We start from the raw sequence: 17305 nt of genomic DNA on the forward strand, positions 1-17305 counted from the left end.
TCTACAATTTTTTTGTTTAAGGTTCTCATGACTTTGTAATTGCTGTACTACACCTGGAGCCTATAGATCAATGGGATATTATTTTGTAGCCAAAACTGTATCTTCCTCCGTTCCCGCAAATGTACTGTCAGGGCTACTTCCAAGCACATAAAATAGAAGCCTGTAACTTTCAACAAAAGGTGGAGTTAATAAAAAAGCCGGCTGGGTTTCCCGAGGCCACTGAAAAAGCTAATCCCGAAGGGATGATACAATTATAGATTAATATTTTTAATTCCAGTTCAACCCCGGAGGGTGGGGTGATTTAAATCAAAGAAATTTAAAATTTAAATTCCCGCCATTTGATTTTTAAACACTGCGTTTCTCTTTTTTAAAAGGGAATTGCATAGGTTGTTTTTTTTCCATTCTTCAATGTCTTTTACAGTACAGTTCCCAATAGCGGCATTCACTTCTTTTATTGACAAGCTTGATGTAAAAGCTGGAATTATAAGCACTAAATCGGTTATTCCACTCATGGGGTTTTTGCTCAGTTCGTTTTTGTACTTCCCAAAGGTTGTCTCAATTATATCAGAGCAGCACAATACCTTTTCTTCCCTCTTACTTATTTGTTTTGCATTTTCTTTTAAGTAGAGTAATATGTATTGCTTAAATTGTTTCAGTTTTCCTGCTTTGCAATTCTTTAATATAGAGATGCATTTTGATTTTGTTTTCTTGCTTAACCCTTCGTTCTTAAGGATTATGGATATTTTTTCTACCATTGACATCAATGCGTCCATTTCAATAATAAACCTTTCCTTTTCTTTTACCCATTGCAGTTGTACCTGTTCTTCTATTAATATATCATTGCGGCCCAGAGCCAATAAAGCTTTTATTCCCCATTTGCTTATGGTGTCGATATTTAAGAATCGTGCCTTAGAGCGTTGGTTTGGAGGAATCAAGTGAGCATTTTTGCTGCAACAAAGTTTAAATCTCATTTGTCCTGCTTTGCTTGCATAATCCTTAAAATCAGCATCATTTTTATACAGCCTTTCTAAGGCTAATGCTATTGCATGTGTAATGTCATACACATGATTGATTTTAGCCTTCTTTAGTCCACTTTTTAAGGTGCTGCCGGCATCTGTAACCACATAAATAACAGTCCCAAGTTTTTGTTTAACGATTTCCAGCTCATTAGCAATGTCTTCTCCAGTCCATCGTTCCTTTGATTTTACTACAATTGGCTTCATGTCTTGCAGCTTTAAAGGACGTGTAAAGTCTATTTTGCTCCTTCTGATACATAGGATCACAAGCACTTTTTCCTGGCCAATACCAATACTCTCATCTGCTATAATGATCCAATCATCCGCTTTTTCTTTGGGATACTCCAATTGACTGTATCCAATTTTCTTTACCCAAAGCATTGCTGTAGAAAACGATGGAGTGGATCGCGTGATATCTAAATACAAATTAAATGCAACGAAGACCTTACTCAAGCTACGAAACTACTTGATGTATTGATTTTAGCGGACAATATTAAATGTATAACCCCAGTACTGTAATGTGAGCGCCTAGATTTTTCTTTATTTAGAATCCTATTATCTTCTGGAGGTTTTTTTTAGCGTAGCAAATTCTTTGCTCAATTTATCTAAGTTGGTCTTATGCTTTACGGCTTTTACTTTCCAACTATCTCTACTAATGCTTACTTCTTTGATCTTTTTTTTTAATCGCTTGCCGGTCTCTACAATTACCCCGGAATAAATTCATTCGATGACTAAGTAATCCTAAAACCTGTGATCCCCTTATTGCAGGAAGAAGAGCCGGAGCAAAATATTACCCCCGGCCCTTTAGGTGTGGATGTTAGTTAGCCGGGGATTTACCTAACAACCAACTTTCTTCTTACTATTTCGCCTCCAGTTTGTATTTCAATAAAATAAATGTCGGCAGCAATGCCATTTAAAAAAGTTCTTTAGATACTATTGTATAAGACTTTACAGCCATTGATTAAGTTTGTATAATCATGCCCGACAATCACAAAAAGTACAATCAAAGTCCCAACAATTAGATTTGTTAAATGTGTTGATTGGTATTTTTTTGTTTTCTCAATAGGAAAGTTTAATGATTTTTAAATTATTTTGTAAATAATTATTATGGGAACAAAATCAGATAAAACCTTCCAAGTAATACAGGAAAACCTTCTGGAATAAATTGATTGCGGATAAAATATGGAGAATTTTCTAAATAAAAAAGCCCAACAGATTGAAATTAATCCATTGGGTTTTTCATTGGGCGGAGAGAGAGGGATTCGAACCCCCGGTGGTATAACCCACAACGGTTTTCAAGACCGCCGCATTAAACCGCTCTGCCATCTCTCCGGGCGCAAAATTACAATAATTTTGAAACCACAGCGAAATTTTTTAATTTAATTCCCGTTATTCTCTGATACACGTGATTTTGAGCGATTTATTTTTTATTCTTTTCAAATAAATTTTCCTGCTAATGAATATATCACACATTAAGATTTTTCAAACGCTCTTTTTATTTTATATATTAGTACCCGATTTTATTCTTTGAAGTAATAAATTCAATTAAAAAAAATAAAACCTAATTTCTTTTACAAGTAAGTTAAAAAATCCTCCCATGAAAAAAACATTACAAATCCTTTGTTTATTCTTTTTTGTGTTTTTGTTAAAGGCAAATGCAAAAAATGTGGAGACTTATTTTAATTATTGCACATTCAATATTCCTGGTGAAGGGCCTTATCTTGAAACCTATCTCTCTGTTATAGGAAATTCACTTGAATATGTAAAGATGCCAAATAATAAATTAAAGGCCCAGGTTGAAATCACAATTGTAATTAAAGAGAAGGATAAAGTTATCGATTTTAAAAAATTCATCCTCTCAAGTCCCGAAGTTAGTGATTCAACCCAAGAGTTTCCTAACTTTATTGATCTGCAACGTTTCTCCATCCCCAATGGAAGCTATGAAATGGAAGTTGAAATTATTGATTTAAACAATAAAACGGAAAAACAATTCATGATTTCTGAATCAGTGCTAATTAATTATTTACCCAATGAAATCCTTTTTTCTGATATTCAACTTATAGAATCCTATACCAAAACAGAAAAACCGAATATTTTGACTAAAAGCGGTTATGATCTTGTTCCTTATGTCTCTTATTTTTATCCAAAGACATTGAAGAATATTACCTTTTACGCAGAAATTTACAATACTTTAAAGGTATTGGGAATCGATGAGAAATTTGTTGTGAGTTATTTTATTGAAACTGCAGAATCAAATATAAAATTCTCGAATTACAATATTATTGTAAGGAAAACCAGCAGTGAAGTAATTATAGTCTTTGGGAATTTTAACATTGAAAAACTTCCTTCTGGAAATTACAATCTTGTAATTGAAACAAGGAATAAGGAAAATGAATTAATCAGTTCCAAAAAAGTAATTTTTCAGCGTAGCAATAAGGATGTAGAATTCAATGAGCAAGATATAGCAAATATAAGGATTGAGGAGAGTTTTGTGTCAAAAATGACAAATCAGGATACTCTTGCCGAACATATTCGTTCTTTAAGGCCAATTTCTTCCCAGCTTGAAAAAACCTTTGCTGACAATCAACTGCGGTCTTCAGATTTGGAATTCAAACAGAAATTTTTCTTTAATTTCTGGAACAGCAGAAATCCTGTTAATCCTGAACAAGCCTGGCTGGATTATTATAAAATTGTAAAAAGTGTTGATAAAAGCTTCGGATCCAAATTAAAAAAAGGATATTCCACCGACAGAGGAAGGGTATTTCTGCAATATGGGGCCCCAAATACAATTTCGCAACAATACAATGAACCCAGTGCATATCCTTATGAAGTCTGGCATTACTACCACATTGAAAAATTCAATAACAGAAAGTTTGTTTTTTACAATCCTGATTTGGGCACAAATGATTTCCCTTTGTTGCATTCCGATCTTTTTGGTGAAATAAACAATCCGCGTTGGCAATTAATGCTTCACAAGAGAAACCACCAAGTCCTGGACCTTGATATGAACAGCCCTGATTCTCATTATGGTGGAAATTCAGAAGAATTATTTCAACTTCCAAGATAATTGTGTACATCTTTGCAGCCCCATTAGCCCCTTAGTTAGTACAAATGACAAAAGTTGCAATAGTAATTCTAAACTGGAACGGCAAACAACATCTTGAAAAATTTCTCCCTTTTGTACTTGGCAATAATATGCAAGGCACAGAGATTTATGTTGCCGATAACGCTTCAACCGATAATTCCATTGCTTTTGTTAAAGAGAACTATCCGGAAATTAAGATCATTCAAAATTCCACAAATGAAGGCTTTGCAAAGGGTTATAATGATGCGCTGAAACATGTTAATGCCCAATATTATATTTTGCTTAATTCCGATGTTGAAGTAACGCCAAATTGGATTAAACCAATTATCGATTTAATGGATGGGGATGAAAAAATTGCCGCTTGCCAGCCCAAAATAAAATCATTCACCAATAAAGAGTATTTCGAACATGCAGGGGCTGCCGGTGGTTTTATCGATAGTTTTGGTTACGCTTTTTGCAGGGGAAGAATTTTTGACACTACTGAAAAAGACATCGGTCAATATGAGGATATTAGGGAAATATTCTGGGCAACGGGTGCATGCATGTTCATACGAGCGAAATGTTTTATAAATGCCGGAGGATTTGATGCCGATTTCTTTGCTCACATGGAAGAAATAGATTTATGTTGGCGTTTAAAAAACCAGGGATATAAAATTTATTACACCCCCTACTCCACCGTTTATCACCTGGGTGGAGGAACCCTGGATTACAAAAGCCCGAGGAAGACTTTTTTGAATTTCCGGAACAGTCTTTACATGTTATACAAAAACCTATCCTCCTTTAAACTAATTCCTTTGTTATGCTTTCGTTTAGTTTTAGATGGTATTGCAGGATTGAAATTTTTATTTGAGGGAAAGTTCAGCCATTTTCTTGCAGTAATTAAAGCTCATCTCAGCTTTTATGCAAATGTGAAAAAGCTGAGAAAAAAAAGGATGAAAGAATTTAAAAATCAAGATTTTCAAGGATTTTATAAAGGTAGTATCATAGTGGATTACTATTTAAAACAAAAGAAAAAATTCAGTGAAATTTATAAATAAATTGAGCACGTTTAATAAAATCACTTATTTTAGCTGATAAGAATTGTATAAAAGATGAAAAAATTATTACTATTCGCATTGTTTTTTATACCATTTAGCATCCAGGCTTCAATTAATTTGGTTTATATTCCCGTTGATGGTGGGAATTTTAAAGAAAATTTATCCCTTGGAAAAAACGCCTCTGTGTTTGAGGACAAAAACAGAACTATTACCATTGATTCGCTCCTACTCTTTCCTGATAATTATCAATTTAAAAACACAAATTCAGATAACCTCAATATTGGTTTTACATCTTCGAATTATTGGTTGAAAATCAATTTAAAATCAAGCTCAGATTTTCCTGAATATTTTTTCCTGGAAACTGCCAAACCTGTTACCAATCTTGCAGAATTATACTTTCCTGACAAACAAGGAAATTATTGGATGAAAGTTTCCGGTGATGATAGAAACTTTGATAAAAAGGATGTTCTGCACCGTTCCACACTTTTCAGCCTTCCATTATATCCAAACAATGAAGCCACTATTTACATCAAACTCTTTACCGATGGTGAAGTATTATCCCTGCCTCTAAAATTATGGAAGCCTGAAGGACTTAGGCTTAAGGATTACCACGAACAGTATATATTCGGATTTTTTTATGGAGTTTTGTTCTTTGTAGTCCTTATTTTCATGTTCTTTTACTTTGCTCTTAAGGAAAATTCTTTTCTATACTACGTGTTATTTGTTATTTCAGTTGGCCTTTTGCAATTCTCTTTAGATGGGTATACCATGCAATTCATCACTCCATATTCTCCCTGGCTAGGCCATAGACTTGTTCCCCTGACTGCATGCCTAAGCCTTATTTTTGTTCTGCTTCATGCAAAGGTCTATTTAGATACAAAGCATAATTTACCTGTTTTCAATAAAATTTTCAATGGGTTTATTCTTGTGGCTTTAATTATTGCAAGCGTTTCATTTACCCGGGGATTTCTTTATACAATGATATTTCCTGTTATAAATGTTATTGTTTTGTTTTCAAATTTAACTGTAATAGCCGCTGTGGTTTTAGCATTAAAAAAGAAAGTAAAAGTTAATTTGTTTTACCTCACTGCATTTGTTTTTCTAATGCTGGGAGCAATCACCTTTATTTCAGGGAATGTGAACCTGATTGAAAACAACCATTATATTGAAAATGCATTAAAATTCGGATCAGGCATTCAGGTAATATTTCTTTCTTTTGCAATGGCAGGAAGATACCGGAGTTTGCAAATGGAAAAAGAAAATGCCCAGGCTGCAACCCTTGAAAAGCTTGAAGAAATGAATAAGCTAAAGGATTCGGTTAATATTGAATTGGAAAAACAAGTAAAAGAAAGAACCTTTGAAATTAACCAGCAAAAAGAAGAAATTGAAAATAAAAACAAAGATATTACCGACAGTATTAATTATGCAAAAAGGATCCAAAAGGCCATTTTACCCGAAGAGTCTAAATTAAAAGCATACTTTGCTGATTCTTTCATTTTATTTAAGCCAAAAGATATTGTAAGCGGTGATTTTTATTGGTTTAATTCCTGTAACCACCTTGATCAACAAAAATTCATTGTTGCTGCCGCTGATTGCACAGGTCATGGTGTTCCTGGAGCTTTTTTGAGTATGATTGGGAATTCTTTTCTTAACCAAATTGTGAATGAAAAAAACATTTCAGTACCAAGTGAAATTCTTGAGCATTTAAGAAAAGGAATTATTTATGCCCTAAAACAAAAAGGAGAACAAGGCGAAAACAAGGATGGAATGGACATTGCTCTTATTAGTATTGACACAAAGAAAATGATTTTAAATTTCTCAGGAGCTCAAAACCCTCTATACCTGATTAGAAATAATTTAGTAGAACAAATAAAAGGAGATAAATTTCCAATAGGAGTTTACCCCGGCAGTGAACTCAATGCTTTTACCAATAATGAAATTGGCCTTCAAAAAGGTGATTTGGTGTATATATTTACTGATGGATATGCCGATCAGTTCGGGGGGCCAAAAGGAAAGAAATTTAAATATAAACAACTCCAGGAACTTCTACTTTCCATGCAGGATAAAGCTATGGAGGAACAAAAAGAATTACTGGATAATACCTTTGAAATGTATAGAGGAGAATTAAACCAGGTTGATGATATTTTGATAATTGGAATTAGAATTTAATAAATCTAATACCCTTGGAAGAAATAAAAAAACGAATAAACTATATACAATTGAAATTAATAAAGCTGCTTATTCTTGTTTTTTTATTTTCATTTGAAAATGTGCTCGCTCAATCCCAGGAAATAGTTGATTCCCTTTACCGTGAGTTAAAAACCGAAATTCAGGATACAACAAAAGTAAATATATACAACTCCCTTTGCTGGCAATACTTTTTATTTGGCGATTCAGAAAAAGCGAAACAATATGGAGGAAAAGCCTTAGTATTATCTGAAACAATTCAATTTAAAAAAGGCCAGGCATTGGCCCTAAATTATATAGGCAATGTGTATGCTCAAAAAGCGGAATACACACAGGCTCTAAGAAATTATTTTGCTTCGCTTGAAATTAAAAAAGAGTTGGGTGATGAACCTGCTTTGGCTGCTTCCTACAATAATATTGGAAACATTTTTTGGAATTTAGGAAACCTTCCCGAAGCACTCAAATACCATTTGAAAGCATTAAAAATAAGGGAAAAAGTGAACAATCAATTTGGAGTTGCACAATCTTATTTAAACATTGGGAATATTTATCTAAGCCAAAACAATCAAAGCAAAGCATTGGAAAATTATCGGGTAGCTTTAGCAATACAACTTAGTCTGGATGATAAACAAGCACTTGGATTTACATACAATAATATTGGCAATGTTTATGAAAATTTATCTCAAAGCGATAGTTCAATGTATTATTTAAGGCTTGCAAAAGTAATAAGAGAGCAACTTGGAGACAAATGGGGATTATCGAATTCGTATTTCAATATCGGAATTAATTATAAACGAACCTTACAATTCCCTCAAGCTATATTGTATATGGATAGCACACTTTCCCTGGCAACTGAAATTGAAGATAAATTGTTAATTGCAAGAGTTTACCTTCAATTATCCATTATTAATATCGATTTGAAAAAATATGCACAGGCAAATATAAATTTTCAAAAATCACTCTCTATTGCTACCCAACTCGGAGCCAAAGAAATTATAAGAGACAATTACTTTTACAAAGGAATATTAGATACCATTACTAAACATTGGGAAAGTGCGTACACTAGTTTAGATAATTATTATGTTTATAGAGACAGCCTTGTTAATGAAGAAAACAGAAGCAATATTGTGAAGCAACAAATGCAGTTTGATTTTGATAAAATAGAATCAGTATTAAAAGAACAACAAGAAAAGGAAAGAGAAGTATCAAGGGCAAAACAAAAAACAAACACCATTGTTATCGGTTCTATTATTGCCATTTTAATACTCGTGAGCATATTTTTGTTTATCATTTTCAACCGATTTAAAATCACAAAACAACAAAAAATAATTATTGAAGAAAAACAAAGAGAAATTACAGATTCTATTAAATATGCACAACGAATACAGAAAGCAATACTTCCAGGGGAGGAAAAATTTTCTGAATTTTTTCCCGATGTTTTTATTTTCTATAAACCAAAAGACATTGTAAGTGGAGATTTCTACTGGATTTCTGAAATAATTAAAAACAACCAAAAGAAAATTTTATATGCAGTAGCCGATTGTACTGGCCATGGAGTTCCCGGAGCATTTATGAGCATGATTGGAAATTCATTACTGAATCAAATAGTAAATGAAAATGGAATAGATGAACCTTCCAAAATACTGGAACTATTAAGAAATGGGGTAATTAATGCCTTAAATCAAACTTATAACGGTGAAAATAAAGATGGAATGGACATTGCCTTATGCTCCATTGAGAAACTAAATGATATGGATTATAAAGTAGAATATGCAGGTGCAAATAATTCTTTATGGATAATTCCCCCTGCCAATGATTCAAATGAAAAAACCATTGTAGAAACAAAAGCAGATAAACAACCCATTGGAATATTTCAGGAAGTACAAAAACCTTTTACCAACCATTCTTTTACCCTTTCAAAGGGCTCCCTGGTTTATATCTTTACCGATGGATATGCCGATCAGTTTGGCGGATTAAAAGGCAAAAAATTCAAATACCAGCCATTAAAAGATTTACTTATTGCCATAAGAAGTAAAAATATGGTTAAGCAAAAGATTTTGCTTAACCAAACATTTGAAAAATGGCAGGGCAAAGAGGAGCAAGTTGATGATATTTGCATGATTGGAGTCAGACTTTAATTAAAAGGCCTATTTCCCAACTTCTTTACCTGTAATTTATTGGATTGATTTTTCTGATTTTATTTTCAGATTGAATAATATTAGAGCAGCTTTTTTATCCTATTTATTTATACACCAACAATGTTTCTAAAGGTATTCTGTTTATTAAATTTCTATTTTCAAACCATCGTAACTTAACTTGAGAAAATCAGGAAGCTCCCTGTTGATTTCTTCATGAAGGCCCAACTGGTGGCTTATATGTGTAAAATATCCTTTTTCAGGTCTTATCCTATGCATAAGTTCAACCGCTTGATGGAGTGTAAAATGCGAAATATGCTCTTCTTTTCTTAATGCATTTAAAACCAATACTTTTGTTCCTCTTAGTTTCTCCATTTCCTTTTCAGCAATGGAATTGGCATCTGTAATATATGTGAAATCCTTAATGCGAAAGCCTAAAACTGGCAATTTAAAATGAAAAGCCTGAATAGGTATTATTTCTGTTTGGTTTATATTAAAAGGTTTGTTTTCAATATGGTGAAGAGTAACTTGTGGGATTCCAGGATACTGCTCATCGGCAAAAATATAGGAAAATTCTTTTTTTAAACTTTCCTGAACTCTTAAGGTAGCATAAACATCAATCTTCTTTTTTAGCAAAAAATTATATGCCCTTATGTCATCAAACCCTGCAGTATGATCCTTATGTTCATGAGTAAAAATAACGGCATCTATTTTTTCAACCTTTTCCCTTAACATTTGCTGCCGGAAATCAGGACCTGTATCAATTACAAAAGTATTGCCATCTGTTTCTACCAGGATACTGGTCCGCAATCTCTTATCTCTGTTATCAGCAGATATGCAAACCTCACAATTACAACCTATTAATGGCACCCCCTGGGAAGTTCCAGTACCTAAAAAAGTTACTTTCATTCCATTTTTCAATTCATCTGTTTTGTATGCTTTGGTCAACGCTCTGGTTTAATAGGATAAACTTTAAGTTTTCAAATTTAAAATTTAAAATTGGAATAATAAAAATTCATTAAATCCTGAGCATAACCTCTATTTTAAAAGCGTTACAAAACCTTTTGTTGTCAATTCTCCATACGTTTGAGTTTGAAATTTCACAACCCAAAAATAGGTTCCCTCATTGCAGGGCCTCCCATTGCACATTCCCCCCCATCCTGATACCAAATTTTCTGTTTCGAAAACTTTTAATCCGAACCGGTTAAAAATGAATAACTCCCCTTTGGTTTTTAATAAAATTTCAAATGGAACAAACCTATCATTAATACCATCATTATTGGGAGTGAATACATTGGGCATTTCCAGTTCACATTGTTCTACCTCTACATTTATTTCATACGAATAGTAACAATCATCATCTGAAATCTCTACGCTATAATACCCTGCCTCCGATAGTAAAAAAGAACCGGCTGTGGAGTTATCTTGCCAAAGGAAATTGAAATTATCCTGCTTGATTTTTAGCAAAATCTCCTCGCCTTCACAAATAGTGGTGTCATTACTGAAATTTTTTGTGGGTATTGAATTATAATCAATAAAAATCGTATCAGAATTTACACATCCATCCAGCTTTACTGTTACCCAATATTTTCCTTTTTCTGTAACCAAATAAGAGGGATTTCTATTGCCATCCTGCCAGGTGTGCGATGCTCCCTGGGCATTTACATCCAATAATAGCGGCTCATTGTAACAAAACAAAACATTCTCACCAAGATCAAAGGGTTGATAAATATATTTAATTAAAATTAAATCTGATTTCCTACATCCATTAACTTCTATATCAACTCCATAAAGTCCTTCGGTGGTAACATTAAGAGTTGGTGTATTAAATCCGTAATTATGCCAGTAATAAAGGCCATTGGGTGTGGTGGCATCAAGTATTATAACATCACCCGGACACAACAAGGTATCATTTCCAATAAATAAAGGTGGATAAGGATAAATATGAATTACTTGCATCAGGGTTTCTTTTATTCCCTTTTTATAAATATCTAAATAAACTTCGTAACTCCCCAGGCTGTTATATTTATGAAATGGATTTTCCATTGTAGAGAAGTTCAATATTCCTGAGGCAGGATCACCAAAATTCCATTTAACTGAATCTACCGAGTATAAAGAGTTTAAAGAAAATTTAGTAATATCCCCCAAACAGGTATTATTAACCAAAAAAAAGTTTTCATAAGGCAATAAAGGAGGCAAGCCAAACCTGGAAACCCTCCCTTCAAGAAAAACTTCATTTTCCACATACCCACAGCTAACCCCCTGCTCATTTGGATATTTAATAACACCTACATAAGCAGCATTCAATTTTGAGCAATAAATTTTTTTATCAGGTCCTAATTGTAAAGCCCCGCCATTACCCAAACTATCTAAAAGAATACTTGAATTTTTAATTTCATTCATTGATCCGGCTAATAGATCAAGTTGAACAATTCGTCCGGGACTTAAATTATAAGATACATACAGAAACCTGCTATTGGGTGAAAACTCAAGCCCATATACATTTTCCTCAGTTAAAAATTTATTGATAATTACAGTAGGGCTTATTAAACCTGTGGCATTATCAAAATTAAAAACCTCCAACCCTATATTAGCATTTGCAGCAGCTATTCGCTTTCCATCCAAGGATCCCTTTAAATAGCCTTTTGTATTAATAGAATCAATTATGGCAGATCCTACATTACTAACAACTGGATTTAAATTTATTCCTGTTGAATTTAACAAATAACAGTAAAAAGTATTGTTTCCAAAATGATGAGAAACAATCCAATAATCATTTCCATTGTCATGTTTAATTGCTGTTACTTTTTCACAAACCGGAGTATGTATGGGAATGTTCTTATTCATTGTCACTGCTCCAAGGCCTCCATTAAGTGTCATATCAACCTCAGAATATCTTAATCCATACATTTTTCCATATTGATCCGTTGTAAACACATAATATACAGAATCTGCTTTTGGTTTTTTTACAATAAATGCTGATTGAGTGCTATTGTAATTTCCCATTAAACTATCTCCATTTGGCATTACAGCATGAAGCCGGTTCCATATTTTAACACCGTCAGTGTAAAAGAGCAGGTTGCCCATAAAATCAGAAACCGAAGCACAGCCTTCCAAAGTGTTCAATTCACCATCAATTAATCCCAGAGGATTTACACCATTAAAATCAAGCCCTGCTTTTTCTCCAAAATACCATATATTATTTTCCTTTTGAGCAAGGGCAGAAAAAACAAAAAAAACATTTAAAATAAATAGGAAAAAGAGTCGTACCATGGCCTCATAATTTAACAGTTTGAATAGTTAAGTTATGAATTTTTTGCTAGAAAATCAATGTGTACAGACAAGGCAGTATACCTGACAATAGAATCAAAAAATCACTAGTATTAAGGAAATTAAGCCCTTATTTTTTGATTTCTTTTCCTAAATGCCCTTTCCATGAAATCACCTCTATGCATCCTTTGCGATACACTTCTTTGAGCCCTTTGTGTGGACACAACTTTGCGAAAACCTCTTTGCGCTCTTTGCGTGACACTTCTTTGCGCCTTTGCGTGAAATCTCTTTGCGCCCTTTGCGTGAAAACTTCTTTGCGCCTTTGCATGAAATTGTCTTTTGCGCCCTTTGCGTGAAAATAACCAGGGGAATAGAGACAGTAAGACCAATTAGAGGCAATTTTGTATCTACTTGCTGAAAATATCCACCAACTTGCTTATGCAATAGTCTATTTCCGCCTTTGTATTGTATTTACTAAAAGAAAACCGAATTGATGAGCGTTTTGGATCAGCGTTAATTGCTCTTAATACATGTGAACCCACGTCAGTACCAGAAGTACAAGCACTTCCTCCAGAAGCAGCTATCCCATTAATATCAAGGTTAAAAAGCAGCATTTCAGCAGCTTTATTTTCAGGAAAAGAAGTATTCAATACTGTGTATAAACAATTGCCTTCACAATCACCATTAAAATCAATACCAGCAATATTGCATCTTAATTTTTCTATCATATACGTTTTCAAACCTTGAATATGCTCCTGGTGCTTTTCCATATCACGGCTGGCAATTTCTAAGGCTTTTGCAAGACCTACTATTCCATATACATTCTCAGTTCCTCCCCTCATATTTCGCTCCTGGGAACCTCCGTAAATAAAAGGATTAATCTTCACTTTGTTGTTGGTATAAAGGAAACCAACCCCTTTTGGACCATGAAACTTATGCGCTGCACAAGTAACAAAATCAATGGGAATTTCTTGTAAATCGAATGAATAATGTCCCATTGTCTGAACTGTATCACTATGAAACAATGCTCCATAATTTCTGCACACTTCACCAACTTTCTCTAGTGGTAATAAATTTCCAATTTCATTGTTTGCATGCATTAATGAAACAAAACTCTTTGGATTTTCCTTGAGCAATTCTTCCAAATGTACAAGGTCGATATGCCCTGATTTATCAATATCTGCAAAACTCAATTTAATGGCATTACGACTGGCAAGTTTTTCAAGTGTATGTAGCACTGCATGATGTTCCATACGACTGGTTATGGCATGCTTAATTCCATAATCAATTACACTACATTGAATTGCCATATTGTCTGCTTCTGTACCTCCTGAAGTGAAAATTATTTCCGCAGGAGAAACATTTAGCAGTTTAGAAACTGTTTTACGTGCATCTTCAACAGCTGCTCTTACTTGTCTTCCAAATGAATGAATTGACGAAGGATTCCCAAATTGATCCCTCATCAATGGCAGCATTGCTTCCAGAACTTCTTCATCTAAAGGGGTAGTTGCAGCATTGTCTAGGTAAACCTTCATCTTTTTCTTTTTTAAGCTTCTGTTTTTGAATGTCTGATTATATCCCTTATATCTGAAATGATTTTTTCAGCCAGATTATCGGCAGTTGTTTCCAAACTGCTTTCAGCATAAATTCTAATTATAGATTCTGTATTCGATTTTCTCAAATGAACCCATTCCTTATCAAATTCAATTCTGATACCATCAACGGAGTTAATGGGTTGTTTCTTATATTTTTCCTTAATCCCTTGCAGTACAATATCAACATCAATTTCTGGAGTAAGTTCAATTTTATTCTTTGAAATATAATAATTAGGATAACTTGATCTTAACATACTACACGTATTTTCATATTTTGCAAGATGGGTAAGAAATAAGGCTATGCCAACCAAGGCATCTCTCCCATAATGTAATTCAGGGTAAATTATTCCACCATTTCCTTCTCCTCCAATTACAGCATTTGTTTGCTTCATCATTTCAACAACATTTACCTCCCCCACTGCCGAGGCTTTATATAATCCACCTGCTTTTTCTGTTATATCCTGTAATGCGCGTGTGGAAGAAAGATTGGAAACAGTATTTCCTTTGTTATTCTTTAATATATAATCAGCCACTGCTACAAGAGTATATTCCTCTCCAAACATTTCACCATCTTCCGAAACAATTGCAAGGCGGTCAACATCTGGATCTACAACCAATCCTAAATCGGCTTTGTTTTTTACAACACTTTTTGAAATATCCCTTAAATTCTCCGGCAAAGGCTCTGGGTTATGAGGAAATTCCCCATTCGGTTCACAATACATTTCTACAACATCACTAACTCCAAGTGCCTTGAGCAGGGCTGGTATAAATATTCCACCCGATGAATTCACGCAATCAATAACAATTTTGAACTTCCTTTCGCTAATAGCTTTTATATCAACAAGTGGAAGAGCAAGTATCATGTCTATATGTTTTTGCATATAACTCTCATCCTTTATGTATTTACCAAGGGTATTTACATCAGAAAAACTAAAACTCTCTTCTGCTGCAATTTGAAGTACCACTTCGCCCTGAGCTGAGGATATAAACTCTCCTTCATTATTCAGTAGTTTTAATGCGTTCCATTGTTTTGGATTATGACTAGCTGTAATAATTATTCCACCGTCTGCATTTTCACCCTTTACTGCCAGTTCCACTGTTGGAGTAGTGGATAAGCCTAAATCAACAACTGTTATTCCCATGCCCATCAGAGTCCCGGTAACAATATCATTTACCATGTCCCCTGAAATCCTAGCATCTCTTCCAATTACAACCTTTATGTTTTTCCCTTCTGTTGCATTTTTGACTATTGTTCCAAAAGCAGCCGTAAATTTCACTATGTCAAGTGGTGTCAAACCTTCTCCTGGTTTACCTCCTATTGTCCCCCTTATACCTGAAATCGATTTTATTAATGTCATATGAAATACGGTTTAAAAAAATTGCTTGCAAAAGTAACTTTTTCAGTCCGATATAACGACAAAAATATTTCAACAATTCAGTTACATAATTTTATGTTGAAATTATTGTTTATAAAATGATACCTGCATAAAAAAAAATCCCTTAAAATTTACTACTTTTGTATCAGAACAATAAACACATTATTTATGTTTGAAGAAGAAGAAGATTATTTTAGCAGTAAGGACGAGACAAGGGAAATAGTGGAAAAATTTGAAAACATGCTTAAGAATAATGAACATTATTTTTTTGATGTTGATGATTTTGAGGATATCATAGAACATTACATAGAACAAAACAGCATAAAGAAATCCTTCAATGTTATTGAATATGCACTCTTGCAGCATCCTGATTCTTTTATTCTCTTGTTAAGAAAAGGACAGCTTTTGGCAGCAACCAACAAACCCCAGAAATCACTTGATTTACTTAGCAAACTGGAAAACATTGAACCAACCAACATTGAACTTCATTTTACAAGAGGAAATATTTACAGCCAATTAAGGCAGCATAACAAGGCTGCGGAAGCTTTTAAGAAGGCCCTTGAATTCGCAGAGGAAGATATCGATGATATCCTATTGAATATTGCATTTGAGTACACAAATATGGGAAAATATGAACTTGCAATTTCTCATTTAAAAAAGGCTCTTGATGTTAATCCTGAAAATGAATCCGCGCTTTTCGAACTGGCTTTTTGCTTTGAAATAACAGGCAAACCAGAAGACAGTATTAAATACTACCATGATTTTATCAACCTTCATCCCTATTCATCCTCTGCTTGGTTTAATCTTGGTGTGGCCTTTAGTAAACAACAATTGTATGAAAAGGCAATTGATGCATATGATTTTGCCCTTGCAATTGATGCTAATTATTCCTCTGCTTATTTTAATAAAGGAAATTCTCTTGTGGCACTCGAAGAATATGAAATGGCAATTGAAGTTTATAAGGAAACCTTTAATTATGAGGAGCCTGACGCTCTTGCCTATTATTATATCGGGGAATGTTATGAAAAACTAAATGATTACAGCAAAGCCATTAGTTATTACCGCAAAGCGAGCAAACTCGATCCATTCCTTGCTGATGCATGGATAGGCATTGGAATGGTGCTGGATGAACAGGGAAAGCAAAATGAAAGTGTTCATTTCTTAAAAAAAGGTGTTGAAATTGACAAAACAAACCCTGAATATTGGTATATTCTGGGTGATCTCCAAAAAAAGAGGGGATTCAACGAAGAGGCTCAGCATGCATATGAAAAAGTTATAGAATTTAATGCTGATAACAATGATATTTGGTTGGATTATTCCGACATGCATTTCAAAACAGGTGATACGGTTCTTGCCCTTGATATCATTTACAGGGGAATTAAACAAAACCAAATAAATCCTGATTCATCACTTTACTATAGAATTACAGCTTATCTATTAAAACACGGGCTTGTAGGGGATGCCCTGGGAATGTTTGAATCAGGACTTTCCCTTGATTTTCAAAATAATGTAAGCTTGTTTGATTATGCTCCCGAATTAAAGAACAATGAACTTCTACAGGAAATTCTCACTTCTCATAAGTCATAACAGACAAATAATATTAA

Annotated in this window: 10 protein-coding genes and 1 tRNA gene; 5 read left to right on the plus strand and 6 right to left on the minus strand. The window is 33.8% G+C overall.

The features are described 5' to 3' along the window. Positions 1-323 precede the first annotated feature (323 nt). Positions 324-1442: a hypothetical protein gene (locus H0V01_05960; GenBank protein MBA2582917.1), complete on the minus strand. Its 1119-nt coding sequence runs from the start codon at positions 1440-1442 to the stop codon at positions 324-326. Positions 1443-2263: 821 nt separating this feature from the next. Beyond that, a tRNA-Ser gene (locus H0V01_05965) sits at positions 2264-2348 on the minus strand. 265 nt (positions 2349-2613) lie between these two features. Here H0V01_05965 and H0V01_05970 point away from each other — a divergent pair. The 4 genes from H0V01_05970 to H0V01_05985 are packed head-to-tail and all read left to right on the plus strand — an operon-like array spanning position 2614 to position 9463. Then, positions 2614-4083 carry a GWxTD domain-containing protein gene (locus H0V01_05970; protein MBA2582918.1) on the plus strand — a complete coding sequence of 490 codons (1470 nt, stop codon included), beginning with the start codon at positions 2614-2616 and terminating at the stop codon, positions 4081-4083. 44 nt (positions 4084-4127) lie between these two features. Next, complete coding sequence (locus tag H0V01_05975; protein ID MBA2582919.1) at positions 4128-5138, plus strand: glycosyltransferase family 2 protein; 1011 nt, start codon at positions 4128-4130, stop codon at positions 5136-5138. Positions 5139-5192: 54 nt separating this feature from the next. Next, complete coding sequence (locus tag H0V01_05980) at positions 5193-7307, plus strand: SpoIIE family protein phosphatase (protein MBA2582920.1); 2115 nt, start codon at positions 5193-5195, stop codon at positions 7305-7307. Between the two features lie 50 nt (positions 7308-7357). Next, a complete protein-coding gene (locus tag H0V01_05985) occupies positions 7358-9463 on the plus strand; it encodes a tetratricopeptide repeat protein (GenBank protein ID MBA2582921.1) in 2106 nt (701 codons plus the stop codon). Between the two features lie 144 nt (positions 9464-9607). On the opposite strand, the gene H0V01_05990 is transcribed toward H0V01_05985, so the two are convergent. From H0V01_05990 to glmM, 4 genes are all read right to left on the minus strand, one after another. After that, complete coding sequence (locus tag H0V01_05990; protein ID MBA2582922.1) at positions 9608-10369, minus strand: MBL fold metallo-hydrolase; 762 nt, start codon at positions 10367-10369, stop codon at positions 9608-9610. 129 nt (positions 10370-10498) lie between these two features. Next, the gene (locus tag H0V01_05995) at positions 10499-12733 is read right to left on the minus strand and encodes a gliding motility-associated C-terminal domain-containing protein (protein MBA2582923.1); all 2235 of its coding nucleotides are present in this window, start codon (positions 12731-12733) and stop codon (positions 10499-10501) included. A gap of 404 nt (positions 12734-13137) precedes the next feature. Further along, the gene (locus tag H0V01_06000; protein ID MBA2582924.1) at positions 13138-14265 is read right to left on the minus strand and encodes a cysteine desulfurase; all 1128 of its coding nucleotides are present in this window, start codon (positions 14263-14265) and stop codon (positions 13138-13140) included. A gap of 11 nt (positions 14266-14276) precedes the next feature. Further along, positions 14277-15683, minus strand: a complete 1407-nt coding sequence (glmM, locus tag H0V01_06005; GenBank protein MBA2582925.1) for a phosphoglucosamine mutase — start codon at positions 15681-15683, stop codon at positions 14277-14279. A 186-nt stretch (positions 15684-15869) separates the two neighbouring features. On the opposite strand from glmM, the gene H0V01_06010 reads away from it, so the two are divergent. Then, the gene (locus tag H0V01_06010; GenBank protein ID MBA2582926.1) at positions 15870-17288 is read left to right on the plus strand and encodes a tetratricopeptide repeat protein; all 1419 of its coding nucleotides are present in this window, start codon (positions 15870-15872) and stop codon (positions 17286-17288) included. Positions 17289-17305 lie beyond the last annotated feature (17 nt).

It is taken from the genome of Bacteroidota bacterium, from assembly GCA_013696965.1.
Taxonomy (GTDB): Bacteria; Bacteroidota; Bacteroidia; order JACCXN01; family JACCXN01; genus JACCXN01.